Origin of the sequence: Halomonas sp. B23F22_10 (assembly GCF_043496975.1) — a bacterium.
Lineage (GTDB): Bacteria > Pseudomonadota > Gammaproteobacteria > Pseudomonadales > Halomonadaceae > Halomonas > Halomonas smyrnensis.
The window spans coordinates 147,848-163,330 of the sequence record NZ_JBIEKF010000006.1; the positions used below are offsets into that span (position 1 = coordinate 147,848).

The 15,483-nt window shown below is 68.9% G+C and carries 11 protein-coding genes; 2 read left to right on the forward strand and 9 right to left on the reverse strand.

Annotated features, from left to right (window positions below; genetic code table 11):
* Nucleotides 1–44: 44 nt before the first annotated feature.
* The 7 genes from leuA to pgi all read right to left on the reverse strand — a co-directional run bounded on the left by leuA (nt 45) and on the right by pgi (nt 11,020).
* Entirely contained in the window at nt 45–1,751 is a 1,707-nt protein-coding gene (leuA, locus tag ACGTNF_RS14265) for a 2-isopropylmalate synthase (protein WP_394602247.1), read from the reverse strand.
* Nucleotides 1,752–2,063: 312 nt separating this feature from the next.
* On the reverse strand, nt 2,064–2,918 hold the full coding sequence (locus tag ACGTNF_RS14270) for an ion transporter (protein WP_394602248.1): 855 nt from the start codon (nt 2,916–2,918) through the stop codon (nt 2,064–2,066).
* Complete coding sequence (gene serB / locus ACGTNF_RS14275) at nt 2,908–4,143, reverse strand: phosphoserine phosphatase SerB (protein ID WP_152478317.1); 1,236 nt, start codon at nt 4,141–4,143, stop codon at nt 2,908–2,910. Before serB ends, ACGTNF_RS14270 begins: the two co-directional genes overlap by 11 nt.
* A gap of 83 nt (nt 4,144–4,226) precedes the next feature.
* Complete coding sequence (gene parC / locus ACGTNF_RS14280) at nt 4,227–6,485, reverse strand: DNA topoisomerase IV subunit A (protein ID WP_152478316.1); 2,259 nt, start codon at nt 6,483–6,485, stop codon at nt 4,227–4,229.
* 244 nt (nt 6,486–6,729) lie between these two features.
* Nucleotides 6,730–8,610: a DNA topoisomerase IV subunit B gene (parE, locus tag ACGTNF_RS14285; RefSeq protein ID WP_016856114.1), complete on the reverse strand. Its 1,881-nt coding sequence runs from the start codon at nt 8,608–8,610 to the stop codon at nt 6,730–6,732.
* Between the two features lie 39 nt (nt 8,611–8,649).
* A complete protein-coding gene (locus ACGTNF_RS14290) occupies nt 8,650–9,276 on the reverse strand; it encodes a YqiA/YcfP family alpha/beta fold hydrolase (protein WP_016856115.1) in 627 nt (208 codons plus the stop codon).
* A 55-nt stretch (nt 9,277–9,331) separates the two neighbouring features.
* A complete protein-coding gene (gene pgi / locus ACGTNF_RS14295; RefSeq protein WP_394602249.1) occupies nt 9,332–11,020 on the reverse strand; it encodes a glucose-6-phosphate isomerase in 1,689 nt (562 codons plus the stop codon).
* Nucleotides 11,021–11,102: 82 nt separating this feature from the next.
* Between pgi and cmoA the strand changes: the two genes are divergently transcribed.
* Together cmoA and cmoB are read left to right on the forward strand one after the other, a co-directional pair.
* Nucleotides 11,103–11,846, forward strand: a complete 744-nt coding sequence (gene cmoA, locus ACGTNF_RS14300) for a carboxy-S-adenosyl-L-methionine synthase CmoA (protein WP_394602250.1) — start codon at nt 11,103–11,105, stop codon at nt 11,844–11,846.
* 1 nt (nt 11,847) lies between these two features.
* The gene (cmoB, locus tag ACGTNF_RS14305) at nt 11,848–12,840 is read left to right on the forward strand and encodes a tRNA 5-methoxyuridine(34)/uridine 5-oxyacetic acid(34) synthase CmoB (protein ID WP_394602251.1); all 993 of its coding nucleotides are present in this window, start codon (nt 11,848–11,850) and stop codon (nt 12,838–12,840) included.
* Nucleotides 12,841–12,973: 133 nt separating this feature from the next.
* Here cmoB and cysN read toward each other — a convergent pair whose 3' ends face one another.
* A complete protein-coding gene (gene cysN / locus ACGTNF_RS14310; protein WP_394602252.1) occupies nt 12,974–14,401 on the reverse strand; it encodes a sulfate adenylyltransferase subunit CysN in 1,428 nt (475 codons plus the stop codon).
* A gap of 2 nt (nt 14,402–14,403) precedes the next feature.
* A complete protein-coding gene (gene cysD, locus ACGTNF_RS14315; RefSeq protein ID WP_152478312.1) occupies nt 14,404–15,381 on the reverse strand; it encodes a sulfate adenylyltransferase subunit CysD in 978 nt (325 codons plus the stop codon).
* Between the last annotated feature and the right edge of the window lie 102 nt (nt 15,382–15,483).

Consider the following 15,483-nt stretch of genomic DNA (forward strand, 5'->3'; position numbering starts at 1 on the left):
GGGGTGGGCGATGACGCGAGGCCGGCTCGGCGAGCCGGGGGCGATCAGGCCAGCGTTTCGGCGGTCACGTTGGCCGCCGGCGCCTCGGTGGAGTGCTTGCGGTTGATCGCGCTCAGCACGCCCTTGATCGAGGCGCTGGTGATGCTCTCGTCGGTGCCGACGCCGAACACCGCCTCGCCGTTGACGCGCACCTCCACGTAGGCGATCGCCTCGGCGTCGGCGCCCTGGCCGCGGGAGTGCTCGTGATAGTCGATGATCTCGACGTCATGGCCCTCGCCGGCCAGCGCCTTGATGAAGGCCGCCAGCGGCCCGTTGCCCTGGCTCTGGATGACGCGACGCTCGCCGCCTTCCTCGACGGTGGCCTCGAGGGTCACGGTGGGGCTGTCCGGCTCGGAGGACATGCGGTGGCTGATCAGGGCGAAGGGCTCGCGCTGCTCGAGGTACTCGTCGACGAAGGCCTGGTAGATCATCTCGGAGGTGATCTCCTTGCCCAGCCGGTCGGCCACTTCCTGCACCACCTGGCTGAACTCGATCGACAGGCGGCGCGGCAGCTCGATGCCGTGCTCCTGCTCGAGCAGGTAGGAGACGCCGCCCTTGCCGGACTGGCTGTTGACGCGGATCACCGCCTCGTAGCTGCGGCCCACGTCGAGCGGGTCGATCGGCAGGTAGGGCACCGCCCAGACGGCCTCCGGGTTCTCGCGGCGCTCGGCCATGCCCTTCTTGATGGCGTCCTGGTGGGAGCCGGAGAAGGCGGTGAACACCAGGTCGCCGACGTAGGGATGGCGCGGGTGCACCGGCAACTGGTTGCAGTACTCCACCTCGCGCATGATCGGCGTGATGTTGGAGAAGTCGAGGCCCGGGTGCACGCCCTGGGTGTAGAGGTTCATGGCCAGGGTGACGAGGTCGACGTTGCCGGTACGCTCGCCGTTGCCGAACAGGCAGCCCTCGACGCGGTCGGCACCGGCCATCACCGTCAGCTCGGCGGCGGCCACGCCGGTACCGCGGTCGTTGTGCGGGTGCACGCTGACGATCAAGTGATCGCGATGGGCGACGTGGCGGCAGAACCACTCCACCTGGTCGGCGTAGTTGTTGGGCGTGGCGCACTCCACGGTGGCCGGCAGGTTGACGATCATCGGCTTCTCGACGCTGCCGCCATAGGTGGCCTCCACGGCATCGACGATCTCCACCGCGAAGTCCATCTCGGTGGTCGAGAACAGTTCCGGCGAGTACTGGAAGGTCCAGTGGGTCTCCGGGGCCACCGCCATGTGCTCGCGGATGCGGGTGGTGGCGTCCACCGCGATCTGGATGCACTCGGGCTTGCTGACGTTGAACACCACGCGGCGGAACACCGGATCGGTGGCGTTGTAGACGTGAACGATGGCGTTCTTGGCGCCCTTGAGCGCCTCGAAGGTGCGGTCGATCAGGTGCGGGCGCGCCTGGGTGAGCACCTGGATGGTGACGTCGTCCGGCACCTTGTCCTCTTCGATCAGCGAGCGCACGAAGTCGAAGTCGGTCTGGGAAGCCGAGGGGAAGCCCACCTCGATCTGCTTGAAGCCGATCTTCACCAGCAGGTCGAAGAAGCGCTGCTTGCGCTCCTGGTCCATGGGATCGATCAGCGCCTGGTTACCGTCACGCAGGTCGACGGCGCACCACTGGGGCGGCGTCTCGATGCGCTGGCTCGGCCACTGGCGGTCGGGCAGGTCGACGGCCACGAAGGGACGGTACTTGGCGGAGGGGTTATCGAGCATCATGGCGGCGTTCTCCCGGGCGTTTATCGGATTCAGAAACGGCGACGCCCCGCCTGCCGGAGGGCAGACGGGGCGTCGTCGAGGTGTTCGCTCATGACCATCGCGACCCCGCAGACCGGTCGGGCGGCGCGTACGACACGGACAGGGGCAATGTTCATGGAAATGACAGTAGCGGTGCGGGACATGTGACAACCTCGAATTCGACCTGGACAAATGGGCAATGCAGACGGCATTGCCCGGCGCGCTCAGCGGCGGGCTAGTAGTCGTAGGTCGAGGACGAGGCTGTACGATGTCATGTTCATGGCCCCTAGAAAATCAGCCTGGGGGTCGCTTGTCAAGCTCGCGCGCCTCGCCGGCCTGCAGCAGGCCCTCCATGCGGGTCAGCTGGTCGCGCATCTGGTGCACGTCGGCGCGCAGCGCCTGGAGCTCCGCCGTCTCGCCCTCGCCGTTCTCCAGCGCCATCTCGGCGCTCTCCTTCTGCATCACGTCGAGCACGATGCCGATCATCATGTTGAGGAAGATGAAGGCGGTCAGGAAGATGAACGTCAGGTAGTACAGCCAGCTCCAGGCATGCAGCTCCTGGGTGGCGTACATCACGTCGGTCCAGTCCTCGAAGGTGGCGATGCGGAACAGCGTCAGCATGGCCGTGGCGATGTTGCCCCACAGGAAATTGTCGACCTCGGCGAACAGGAAGCTGCCGATGGCGGCGTAGATGTAGAAGATGATGAACATCAGCAGCGCCACATAGCCCATGCGCGGGATCGACTTGACCAGCGCCGCCAGCAGCACCCGCAGCTCGGGGATCATCGACACCAGGCGCAGCACCCGGAAGATGCGCAGCAGCCGCGCCAGCAGCACCATCTCCGACTCGTCGAGCGGGATCAGGCTGGCGGTGACGATCAGGAAGTCGAAGACGTTCCAGCCCTTCCTGAAGAAGTCCCGCAGCCGCCGCTCGGCACCCATGCGGATCAGGATCTCCACCAGGAAGAACACCGTCACCGCCGTGTCCAGCGCCAGCAGCCAGTGCTGGATGTGGCTGGACTGCTCGTAGGTCTTGGCGCCGATCAGCAGCGCCGAGACGATGATGATGGCGATCACCAGCGTCTCGAACGCCTTGTTGGCGCGCAGCCGCTCGAAGCGGTCGCGCCAGGTCAGCAGGTCAGCGCTCACCGCGTCCTTCCTCCAGGTCGCCCTGGCGATAGCCGATCAGGTAGAGCACCGCGTCCAGCCCCAGGGTCGAGAGCGAGTGCCGGGCCTGCTGGCGCACCAGCGGCTTGGCCCGGAAGGCGATGCCGAGGCCGGCCGCGGCCAGCATCTTCAGATCGTTGGCGCCGTCGCCCACGGCGATGGTCTGCTCCATGGACAGCCCCTCGCGCTCGGCGATCCGGCACAGCAGCTCGGCCTTGCGGTCGGCGTCGACGATCGGCTCGCGCACCTCGCCGGTGACCTTGCCGTCCTCGATCACCAGCTCGTTGGCGTGGACCTCGTCGAAGCCGAGGCGCTCCTGCAGGTAGTGGGCGAAGTAGGTGAAGCCGCCGGACAGGATCGCGGTGCGATAGCCGAGCCGCTTGAGCTGGCGCATCAGCCGCTCCAGGCCGTCCATCAGCGGCAGTTCCTCGGCGATCTCGGCCAGCACCGACTCGTCGAGGCCGCGGAGCTTCGCCATGCGCTCGCGGAAGCTCTGCTGGAAGTCCAGCTCGCCGCGCATGGCCCGCTCGGTGACCTCGGCCACCTCGTCATAGACGCCGTGACGGCGCGCCAGCTCGTCGATCACCTCGGCCTGGATCAGGGTCGAATCCATGTCGAAGCACACCAGGCGACGGTGGCGGCGCCAGATGGAGTCCTCCTGCAGGGCGATGTCGACGCCGTGGGCCGCGCCCAGCGCCAGCGCCTTCTCGCGCAGGGCCTCGAGGTCGACGTTGTCGCCGCGCAGCCAGCACTCCACGCAGGCGCCCTGGATAGCGTCATGCTCGCCGGGCACGCCGCCGTCCAGCGGCTCGCGGCCGGAGAGCCGGTGGATCAGCTCCACCGTCAGGCCCTGCTCGGCGGTCAGCGCGCCGACCTCGGCCAGGATGCCGGCCGGCAGGTGCGGCGCCAGCAGGGTCAGGATCAGCCGCGGCTGGCTGGCCTGCACGCTCCAGCGGTGATAGTCCTCGGCGCCGATCTGGATCGCCTGGACATCGAGCCCCAGCCGGTCGCCGGCGGCGGACAGCGCGCCCTCCAGGTCGCTGTCGTGGTCGAGCCCCACCAGGGCCTCCAGCGACACGATGCCGAAGGTCACGCTCTGGTTGATGTCCAGCAGCCGCGCGCCGCTCTGGGCCAGGGCACGGCCCAGGCCGGCCAGCTGGCCGGCCTGGGCGGCGCCGGTGGCGCGGATCAGGAGTCGTCTCGTCATGTCATCCTCGATGCTTGTGCAGCCGGTCGGCCGGGCGAGCCTCGCTGCCTTCGAGGCCGAAGGCGCGGGCTCGCCCCACCGCCCTATTTCTTTTCTTCTGTCTCGAGCCGGTCGACCTTCTGCAGGCCCCGGGGCAGCTTGCTGCCGCGCCGGCCACGCTCGCCTCGATAGTAGTCGAGATCGTCGGCCTTGAGCGTCAGCTTGCGCTTGCCGGCATGCACCACCAGCGCCTCGCCGGGCGCCAGCAGCGTCAGGTCGCGCAGGAACTCCTCGCGCCGCGCGGCCCGGGCCCCGGGGATGTCGAGCATCTTGTTGCCCTTGCCCTTGGCCAGCTCCGGCAGCTGCTCGAGCGGGAACACCAGCAGCCGCCCCTCGTTGGAGACCGCCGCCACGCTGACGCCCTCGCCCTCCGGAATCGACCGCGGCGCGATCACGTTGCAGCCCTGGGGCACGCTGAGCACCGCCTTGCCGGCCTTGTTCTTGCCGGTCAGCCCCTCGAGGCGGGCGACGAAGCCGTAGCCGCCGTCGGTGGCCAGCAGGTAGCGGGTGGTCGGCGGCGCCAGCAGCACCCCGGCCATGTGGGCGCCGGCGGCCACGTTGACGCGCCCGGTGACCGGCTCGCCCTGGCTACGCGCGCTGGGCAGGTTGTGGGCGGTCAGCGTATAGGCGCGGCCGGTGTCGTCGAGCAGCACCAGCGGCTGGTTGGTCTTGCCGCGGGCGGCCAGATGGAAGCGGTCGCCGGCCTTGTAGGAGAGCCCCTCGGGGTCGATCTCGTGGCCCTTGGCGGCGCGGATCCAGCCCTTCTCGGAGAGCACCACCGTGATCGGGTCGGCGCCGAGCAGCTCCACCTCGGACAGCGCCTTGGCCTCCTCGCGCTCGACCAGCGGCGAGCGACGCGCGTCGCCGTAGTCGGTGGCGGCCTGGCGCAGCTCCTCCTCGATCAGGTCGGTCAGCGCGGCCTCGGAGCCGAGCAGCTCCTCCAGGCGGGCGCGCTCGGCCTCGAGGTCGTCCTGCTCGCCGCGGATCTTCATCTCCTCGAGCTTGGCCAGGTGGCGCAGGCGCAGCTCGAGGATCGCCTCGGCCTGGCGCTCGCTGAGCCCGAAGGCCTCGATCAGCGCGGCCTTGGGCTCGTCCTCCTCGCGGATGATGCGGATCACCTCGTCGATGTTGAGGTAGGCCGTGAGCAGGCCCTCGAGGATGTGCAGGCGGTCCTGGACCTTGCCCAGCCGATGCTCGAGACGCCGGCGCACGGTGCTGCGGCGGAAGCGCAGCCACTCGCCGAGCAGGTCCGGCAACGGCATGACCCGCGGCCGGCCGTCGAGGCCGATCACGTTCATGTTGACGCGCACGTTCTTCTCGAGATCGGTGGTGGCGAACAGGTGCGCCATCAGCGCCTCGATATCGACCCGGTTGGAGCGAGGCTCGATGACCAGCCGGGTGGGCTCCTCGTGGGTCGACTCGTCGCGCAGGTCGGCCACCATGGGCAGCTTCTTGGCCTGCATCTGGGCGGCGATCTGCTCGAGTACCTTGGCGCCGCTGACCTGGTAGGGCAGCGCGGAGATCACCACGCTGCCCTCCTCCAGGCCATAGCGGGCACGCATCTTCACCGAGCCGCGGCCGCTCTCGTAGATCTTGCGCAGCTCGCGATGCGGGGTGATGACCTCGGCGGCGGTGGGGAAGTCCGGCCCCGGCAGGCGCTCCATCAGGTCGACGGTGGTGGCCTCGGGATGGCGCAGCAGGTGGCAGGTGGCCTCGACCACCTCGCCCACGTTGTGCGGCGGGATGTCGGTGGCCATGCCCACGGCGATGCCGGTGCCGCCGTTGAGCAGCACATGGGGCAGCCGCGAGGGCAGCACCACCGGCTCCTGCATGGTGCCGTCGAAGTTGGCGGTCCAGTCCACGGTACCCTGCCCCAGCTCGCTGAGCAGCGTCTCGCTGAACTTGGACAGCCGCGCCTCGGTGTAGCGCATGGCGGCGAAGGACTTGGGATCGTCGGGGCTGCCCCAGTTGCCCTGGCCGTCCACCAGCGGATAGCGATAGCTGAACGGCTGCGCCATCAGCACCATGGCCTCGTAGCAGGCGCTGTCGCCGTGGGGGTGGAACTTGCCGAGCACGTCGCCGACGGTACGCGCCGACTTCTTGTACTTGGCGTTGGCGTTCAGCGACAGCTCGCGCATGGCGTAGACGATGCGCCGCTGGACCGGCTTCATGCCGTCGCCGATGTGGGGCAACGCCCGGTCGAGGATGACGTACATCGAGTAGTCGAGGTACGCCTTCTCGGTGTACTCGCGGAGGGACAGGCGCTCGACGTCGCCCTCCGCCACCTGGATATCCATGGTCATACGGTGTGCCCTTGGTCAGGGTTCAAAATCTGTGTCCGCTACCCGCGGCTGTTCCGGCGACAGGCCCCGAAGTGTCGGACCATCACGGAGGCACTGTGAACCCATCCCTGGGCCCTACCTTTTCCATCCCTGGAAAGGACCTCCCCGTTCGACCTGCCCCCGGCGCCGCTCGCCTTCGTGCTTGTAGCTTGGTGCTTGTAGCTTGGTGCTTGTAGCTCGGCGCTTGTCGCTTGTCGCTCGGCGGCTAGACGTCTATGTCGGCGAGGTTGCCGTAGTCCTCGAGCCAGCTCTTGCGGTCGGAGGCGCGCTTGCGGGCCAGCAGCATGTCCATCATCTCGAGGGTGCCGTCGCCCTCCTCGCGGGTCAGCTGCACCAGGCGGCGAGTATCGGCGGCCATGGTGGTCTCGCGCAGCTGCAGCGGGCTCATCTCGCCGAGGCCCTTGAAGCGCTGCACGTTGGGCGTGCCGCGCTTGCCCTCCAGGCGCTTCAAGATCGCGGCCTTCTCGCTCTCGTCCAGGGCGTAGAAGACCTCCTTGCCCAGGTCGATGCGGTACAGCGGCGGCATGGCCACGAAGACGTGGCCGGCGTCGACCAGCGCCGGGAAGTGGCGCACGAACAGCGCGCACAGCAGCGTGGCGATGTGCAGGCCGTCGGAGTCGGCGTCGGCGAGGATGCAGATCTTGTGATAGCGCAGCTTGCCGAGGTCGTCGCTGCCCGGGTCCATGCCGATCGCCACGGCGATGTCGTGGACCTCCTGGGAGCCGTAGATGTCGTGGGCCTCCACCTCCCAGGTGTTCAGGATCTTGCCGCGCAGCGGCAGGATGGCCTGGGTATCGCGGTCGCGGGCCTGCTTGGCACTGCCGCCGGCCGAATCGCCCTCGACCAGGAACAGCTCGCTGGCCGCCGGGTCCTGCCCCGAGCAGTCGGCCAGCTTGCCGGGCAGCGCGGGGCCGGAGGTGACCTTCTTGCGCGCCACCTTCTTGGCGCTCTTCTGGCGCCGCTGGGCGGCGCTGATGACCAGCTCGGCCAGCGCCTCGGCCTGGTCGACGTGGTGGTTGAGCCACAGCGAGAAGGCGTCCTTGACCACCCCGGAGACGAAGCCGGCCACCGCGCGGGACGAGAGCCGCTCCTTGGTCTGGCCGGCGAACTGCGGGTCGAGCATCTTCACCGAGAGCACGAAGGAGACCCGCTCCCACAGGTCCTCGGCGGTCAGCTTGACGCCGCGCGGCAACAGGCTGCGGTAGTCGCAGAACTCGCGCAGCGCCTCGAGCAGTCCGGCGCGCAGGCCGTTGACGTGGGTGCCGCCCTGGGGCGTGGGGATCAGGTTGACGTAGCTCTCGAGCAGCGGCTCGCCGCCCTCCGGCAGCCACTGCACGGCCCAGTCGACGCCGTGCTCCTCGTCGGCGAAGTGGCCGACGAAGGGCGAGGCCGGCAGCACCTCATAGCCGTCGGTGGCCTGGGCCAGGTAGTCGCGCAGGCCGTCCTCGAACTGCCACACGCTCTGGGTGCCGTCGGCCTCGGTCAGCGAGACCTCGAGCCCCGGGCACAGCACCGCCTTGGCACGCAGCAGGTGCTTGAGCCGCGACAGCGACAGCCGTGGCGAGTCGAAGTAGCTGGCCTCCGGCCAGAAGCGCAGGATGGTGCCGGTGGCGCGCTTGGCGGCGCTGCCGATCACCTCCAGCGGCGAGGCCAGCTCGCCGTGCTCGAAGGCCATGCCGTGGCGCTCCCCGCCCTTGATCACCTCGACCTCGAGGCGCTTGGACAGCGCGTTGACCACCGAGACGCCGACCCCGTGCAGGCCGCCCGAGAAGCGGTAGCTCGAGTTGGAGAACTTCCCGCCGGCGTGGAGCTTGGTCATGATCAGCTCGATGCCGGAGACGCCGTGCTCCGGGTGGATGTCGATGGGCATGCCGCGCCCGTCGTCGCTGACCTCGACGCCGCCGTCCTCGAACAGCCGCACGCCGATCTTGCCGGCGTGGCCGGCCAGCGCCTCGTCGACGCTGTTGTCGATGACCTCCTGCACCAGATGGTTGGGGCGCGCGGTGTCGGTGTACATGCCGGGGCGCTTGCGCACCGGTTCGAGCCCGGCGAGCACCTCGATCGAGCTGGCACTGTATTGGGTCATGGCGTCGTCTGTGTCCTATGCATGTTCGTATCCGCGCGCTCAGCCGCGGGGCGCCACCCGCCCGGCTTCCAGGGCATGGCCGCCCTGGGCGAAGATCGCCGGCAGGTAGTCGGCCAGCGTCGAGAAGCCGTGATCGCCGCCGGGCTCGAGGATCGTCCGGGCGCCGCGATAGAGCGCGAAGGCGTCGCGGGCGTCCAGGGTCTCGTCGGCGGTGCCCAGCAGCAGCAGGTAGCGTGCCGGCGTGACCCGCTCGGGCGCCAGCGTCTCCAGCGCCTGCCGATGGGCGATGCCCACCGTGAAGCGCTGGCCGTGGTAGGGATTGACGAAGACCTCGCCGATCCAGGCCTCGACCAGCCGCGCCGGCGCCACCGCCGGGTTGATCAGCGCCGCCGGCAGGTCGTGGCGCTCGGCGAGCACGGTGGCCAGGAAGCCCCCCATCGAGCTGCCGACCACCAGCGGGCGGTCGCCCAGCTCACCGAGCCGGGCCTCGGCCTCTTCCAGGGCCCGCTCGGGGCGATGCGGCAGGTCCGGCGCGGCGCAGGGCAATCCTAGCGCCTCGCAGGCCTCGCGCATCAGCGCCGCCTTGGGCGAGGCGGCGCCGCTGTTGAAGCCGTGCAGGTAGAGCACGCCGCTGGCCGGCACGCGCGGCAGAGCGGCGCTCAGCATACCCGAACCCCTGTATAAATGGCCAGCCCGGCACAAGGAACGGGCGCCATAACGCTCACGCGCCCGCCTGGGGCTCGGCCGCCCATACCGCCTCGATCAGCCCGCGGGTGGAGTCGTCCATGCCCTCGAGGCCGGCCTCGTGCTGGAGGATGCGTTGGGTCTCGCCGGCCATGGTCTTGCCCAGCTCCACGCCCCACTGGTCGAAGGGATTGATGTCCCAGATCGTCGCCTGCACGAACACCTTGTGCTCATAGAGTGCCACCAGCGCCCCCAGGGTCTGGGGCGTGAGGCGATCCAGCAGCAGGGTGCTGGAGGGCTGGTTGCCGCGATAGCGGCGGTGGCCCGGGCGCGGGCCATCCTCGTCGTCGGCCACGGCGGCGTCGCCGAGCATCAGCGCCCGGGACTGGGCGAAGCAGTTGGCGAGCGTCAGCCGGTGCTGGCCCATGAGGTGGTCGCGGGTGGCCGGGTCCGGCACGTCGTCGTAGCGCACCTTGGGCGCAATGAAGTCGCACTCCACGGCCTGGGTGCCCTGGTGCAGCAGCTGATAGAAGGCGTGCTGGGCGTTGGGCCCGAGCTGGCCCCACAGCACCGGGCAGGTGGAGTAGCTCACGCTCTCGCCGTCGTGGGTCACCGACTTGCCGTTGGACTCCATCTCCAGCTGCTCGAGGTAGGCGGCGAAATACTCGAGCCGGCCGTCGTAGGGCAGGATGGAGTGGGCGCGGATGTCGAGGAAGTTGACGTTCCAGATGCCGGCCAGCGCCAGCAGCACCGGCAGGTTGTCGGCAAGCTCCGCCTCGCGGAAGTGGCGGTCCATCTCGTGGGCGCCGGCCAGCAGACCGCGGAAGTGCTCCATGCCGACCACCAGCGCGATGGGCAGGCCGATGGCGCCCCACAGCGAGTAGCGCCCGCCGACCCACTCCCAGAATTCCAGCTGGTGATCGTCGGCGATGCCCCACTCGCTCATCTTCTCGGGGCTGGCCGAGACGCCGATGAAGTGCTGGCGCATCAGCAGCGCCTCATCGACGCCCTCCTGGCCGCTGCCCAGCAGCCGCGCCTTGAGCCAGTCTCGCGCGGTGCGCGCGTTGGACAGGGTGTCGATGGTGGTGAAGGACTTCGACGACAGCACGAACAGCGTGGTCTCGGGATTCAGCCGCGCCAGATAGTCGGCCAGCTGGGAGCCGTCCATGGTCGAGGCGAAGTGGACATCGATGCGCTGCTCGACGTCGGGACGATAGTCGGCCAGGGCGTGGGTGACCATCAGCGGCCCCAGATCGGAGCCGCCGACCCCGAGGTTGACCACGTCGCGGATCGGCTTACCGGTGGCGCCGCGCCACTGGCCGTTGTGGAAGCGCTCGACCATGGCCTCCATGCGATCCAGGGTGGCGTGGACCGAGGCGACCAGGTCCTGGCCCTCGACCTCGAGGCGGGCGTCGGCGGGCAGGCGCAGCGCGGTGTGCAGCGCCGGGCGGTCCTCGCTGCGGTTGACGCGCTCGCCGGCCAGCAGGCCGCGGATCGCCTCGGGCACGTCGGCCTCGCGGGCCAGGTCGAGCAGCAGCTCGAGGGTCTGGTCGGTCCAGCGCTGCTTGGAGAGGTCGAGGGTCAGCCCCGCGGCGCTGCGGCCGAAGGTGTCGTAGCGGCTCGGCTGCTCGACGAAAAGATCGCGCAGGTGCCGGCGCCCCATGCCGGCGGCATGCTCGGCGAGGGCACACCAGGCCCTCTGCTGATCGATGGGGGTATGGCTCATGGAATTTCTCCTGGACATCCTGTCGTGTAGCCGACAACAGGGGAGTAGAATGTCGGGCTTCCAGCCCATGAATCCCTGCGATATGAGTGACGCATCTTACCGTGACGCCATCTTTTCCACACCCCTGGACCGGGTGGCGCGCTTTTCGTTCGACGAGCGGGTGGTCTCCTGCTTCCCCGACATGATCCGGCGTTCGGTGCCGGGCTATGGCCAGATACTGGCCATGCTCGGCCCGCTGGCCCGGCGCCACCTGCGCCACGGCGGCCACGTCTATGACCTGGGCTGCTCGCTGGGCGCCTCCGGGCTCGCCCTGGCCGGCCAGCTGCCGCCGGCGGCCTTCCGCTATACCGGGGTCGACCTGTCCCCGGCCATGGTCGAGCGCGCCCGCGAGACGCTTTCCACCGAGAGCCCGGACCACGACCTGACGGTGATCGAGGGCGACATCCGCGCCCTCGACTACGCGCCGTCGGGGATGATCCTGCTCAACTTCACCCTGCAGTTCCTGGCGCCGGAGGATCGCGACGCCGTGATCGCGAGGCTCTATGAGGCCCTGGAGCCCGGCGGCGTGCTGGTGCTCTCCGAGAAGATCAAGGCCGCCGACGAGCAGGAGAACGCCTGGCTGGTGGAGCGCTACCACGACTTCAAGCGCGCCAACGGCTACAGCGACCTGGAGATCAGCCAGAAGCGCACCGCGCTGGAGAACGTGCTGGTGCCGGACACCCTGGACACGCACAAGGAGCGGCTGGCCCGCGCCGGCTTCTCGCGCTCGCTGGTGTGGTTCCAGTACCTGAACTTCGCCTCGCTGATCGCCTTCAAGGAAGACTGACGTGCCGATTCCCGACGCCCATCGCCCGCTCTATCGGGCCTTCCTCGACCAGGGGCTCGATACCTGGCTGGCCCGGCTGCCCGAGCAGCTGGCCCGCGGCCTCGACCGCTCGCGCTTCGGCGACCTGCCGGCCTGGGAGAAGGCGGTGGCCAAGCTGCCGCCGCTGCCGGAGGGCCGCGAGGTGCGCCTCGATGCCGACCACGTCACGGTTGACGCCGAGCTGGATGCCTCGCGCCGCCGCCAGAGCGAGAGCCTGCTGCGCGTGCTGGCGCCGTGGCGCAAGGGGCCGTACAGACTCGGCGGGGTGACCATCGACACCGAATGGCGCTCCGACTGGAAATGGCAGCGAGTGGCGCCGCACCTGGCGCCGCTGGCCGGCCGGCGGGTGCTCGACGTGGGCGGCGGCAACGGCTATCACGCCTGGCGCATGGCCGGCGACGGCGCCGGCTTCGTGCTGGTGATCGACCCCTCGCCACGCTTCTACTGGCAGTTCCAGGCGGTGCGCCACTTCGTCGGCGACGCCGATGACGGCGCGGTGCACTTCCTGCCGGTGGGCATCGAGGACGTGCCGGAGGAGCTGGCCTTCTTCGACACCGTGTTCTCGATGGGCGTGCTCTACCACCGCCCCTCGCCGCTGGAGCATCTGGCCCAGCTCAAGGCCGCGCTGCGCCCCGGCGGCGAGCTGGTGCTGGAGACCCTGGTGGTCGAGGGCGACGCCACCACGGTGCTGCTGCCGGGCGAGCGCTACGCCGCCATGCCCAACGTCTACTTCCTGCCCTCCTCCGCCGCGCTGTGCGGCTGGCTCGAGCGCGCCGGCTTCGACAACGTGCGGGTGGTCGACGAGGCCGACACCTCGCTCGACGAGCAGCGCGCCACCGAGTGGATGACCTTCCAGTCGCTGGCCGACTTCCTCGACCCCGACGATCCGACCAGGACCCGCGAGGGCCATCCCGCGCCGCGCCGCGCGGTGCTGGTCGCCAACCGGCCGCGCTGATACCGCTTTCCGCTGCCCCGGCGGTCATTCTTCAGCCTTGGCCGGGGTCTGACCCCATAAAGCCCTCGGAAACAACGAGGCCCCGCCGCTTGCGCGACGGGGCCTCGTGCTACCCGCAGGGCGGATCAGGGCATCAGCGGCCGAGCAGCTGGCTGATGTCCTTGGCCTCCCAGTGCGGGAAGTACTTGCGCACCAGGGCGTTGAGCTCGACCTCGAAGCCGGCCCAGTCGACCTCGCCCGCGGCCACGCTGCCGGCCTCGGCCGCGCCGCGGATCATGCCCGCGCCCACGGTGATGTTGGACAGCCGGTCGATGACGATGAAGCTGCCGGTGCCCGGGCTGCGGTCGTAGCTGTCGATCGGCACTTCGCCGGTCAGCGCCACGCGGCAGCGGGCGATGGCGTTGAGCTCCAGGCGCTCGGCCTGATGCTGCTCCAGGGTGTTGACGTCGACCTGGTAGTGGATGGTGTCGACGCTGCCCGCCACCGAACGGCCGGCGAGGCGGATGTCGACCTGGCGGCCCGGCTCGAGGGCCTGCTCGCTCATCCACACGATGTCGGCGTCGAAGGCCGCGGCCTCGGTCACCTCGGCATCGGCGGCCACGATCCAGTCGCCGCGGGAGATATCGATCTCGTCCTCGAGGGTCACGGTGATCGCCTGACCCGGGTAGGCGTCGTCCAGATCGCCGTCGAAGGTGACGATGCGCTCGACCGTGGAGGTCTTGCCGGACGGCAGCACCTTGACCGCCTGGCCGGGGCGCAGCACGCCCGCCTCCAGGGTGCCGGCGTAGCCGCGGAAGTCCAGGTTCGGGCGGTTCACGTACTGCACCGGCAGGCGCAGGTCGGTGAGGTTGTGATCGGCGCGGACCTCGACGCTCTCGAGCAGCTCGAGCAGCGCCGGGCCGTCGTACCACTCCATGGACTCGCTCTTGTTGACGACGTTGTCGCCCTTGAGCGCGGACAGCGGCACGAAGTGGATGTCGTCGGCGCCCAGCTGCTCGGCGAAGGCACGGTACTCGGCGACGATCTCGTCGAAGCGCGCCTGGCTGTACTCGACCAGGTCCATCTTGTTGACCGCGATCACCAGGTGGCGGATGCCCACCAGGTCGGCGATGAAGCTGTGGCGCTTGGTCTGGGTCTGCACGCCGTAGCGGGCGTCGATCAGGATCACCGCCAGGCCGGCGGTGGACGCCCCGGTGGCCATGTTGCGGGTGTACTGCTCGTGCCCCGGGGTGTCGGCGATGATGAACTTGCGCTTGTCGGTGGAGAAGAAGCGATAGGCCACGTCGATGGTGATGCCCTGCTCCCGCTCGGACTGCAGGCCGTCGACCAGCAGCGCCAGATCCACCTCTTCACCGGTGGTGCCGCTCTTCTTCGAGGCCTGGGTGATGGCCGCCAGCTGATCGTCGAAGATCATCTTGGAGTCGTGCAGCAGCCGGCCGATCAGGGTCGACTTGCCGTCGTCGACGCTGCCGCAGGTGATGAAGCGCAGCAGGTCCTTGTTCTCGTGCTCGTGCAGGTACTGCTCGATGTTGTCGGCGATGAGTTCGGACTGATGTGACATGTTTAGAAATACCCCTCGCGCTTCTTCTTCTCCATCGAGCCGGCCTGGTCGTGGTCGATGGCGCGGCCGCTGCGCTCGCTGGTGCGGGTCAGCAGCATTTCCTGGATGATCTCGGGCAGCGTGGTGGCGGTGGACTCCACCGCGCCGGTCAGCGGGTAGCAGCCGAGCGTGCGGAAACGCACCCACTTCTCTTCCGGCACCTCGCCCTCCTCGAGCGGCAGGCGGTCATCGTCGACCATGATCTGCATGCCGTCGCGCTCGACCACCGGACGCGGCGCGGAGAAGTACAGCGGCACGATGTCGATGTTTTCGAGATAGATGTACTGCCAGATGTCCAGCTCGGTCCAGTTGGAGAGCGGGAAGGCGCGAATCGACTCACCCTTGTTGATGCGAGCGTTGTACAGGTTCCAAAGCTCGGGGCGCTGGTTCTTGGGGTCCCAGCGGTGGTGCTTGTCGCGGAAGGAGAACACCCGTTCCTTGGCGCGGCTGGCCTCTTCGTCGCGGCGCGCGCCGCCGAAGGCGGCATCGAAGCCGTACTTGTCCAGCGCCTGCTTGAGCGACTGCGTCTTCATCACGTCGGTGTAGCCGCTGGAGCCGTGATCGAAGGGGTTGATGCCCGCCTCGACGCCTTCCTGGTTGATGTGCTCGATCAGCTCCATGCCGGATTCCGCGGCCATGCGGTCGCGGAACTCGATCATCTCGCGGAACTTCCAGGTGGTGTTGACGTGCATCAGCGGGAACGGCGGCGGCCCGGGATAGAAGGCCTTGCGCGCCAGGTGCAGCATCACCGAGGAGTCCTTGCCGATGGAGTAGAGCATCACCGGGTTGGCGAACTCGGCGGCCACCTCGCGGATGATGTGGATGGACTCGGCTTCCAGCTGCTGCAGATGCGTCAGCCGCCGCGGCGTCAGGCCCGCAGCGGCACTGCTGCCCTCGGCCGTGACGGCACTATCGCGTGTCGGTGCATGAAGACTGTTCATGGCCCGGCTACCTCGCATGACGTGGGCGGAAAAAGGATCATGCGCCAGAGGGTACCCCGAGGGCGATAATAACGTAAAAGAATTAATATCTATCTTTTTAGA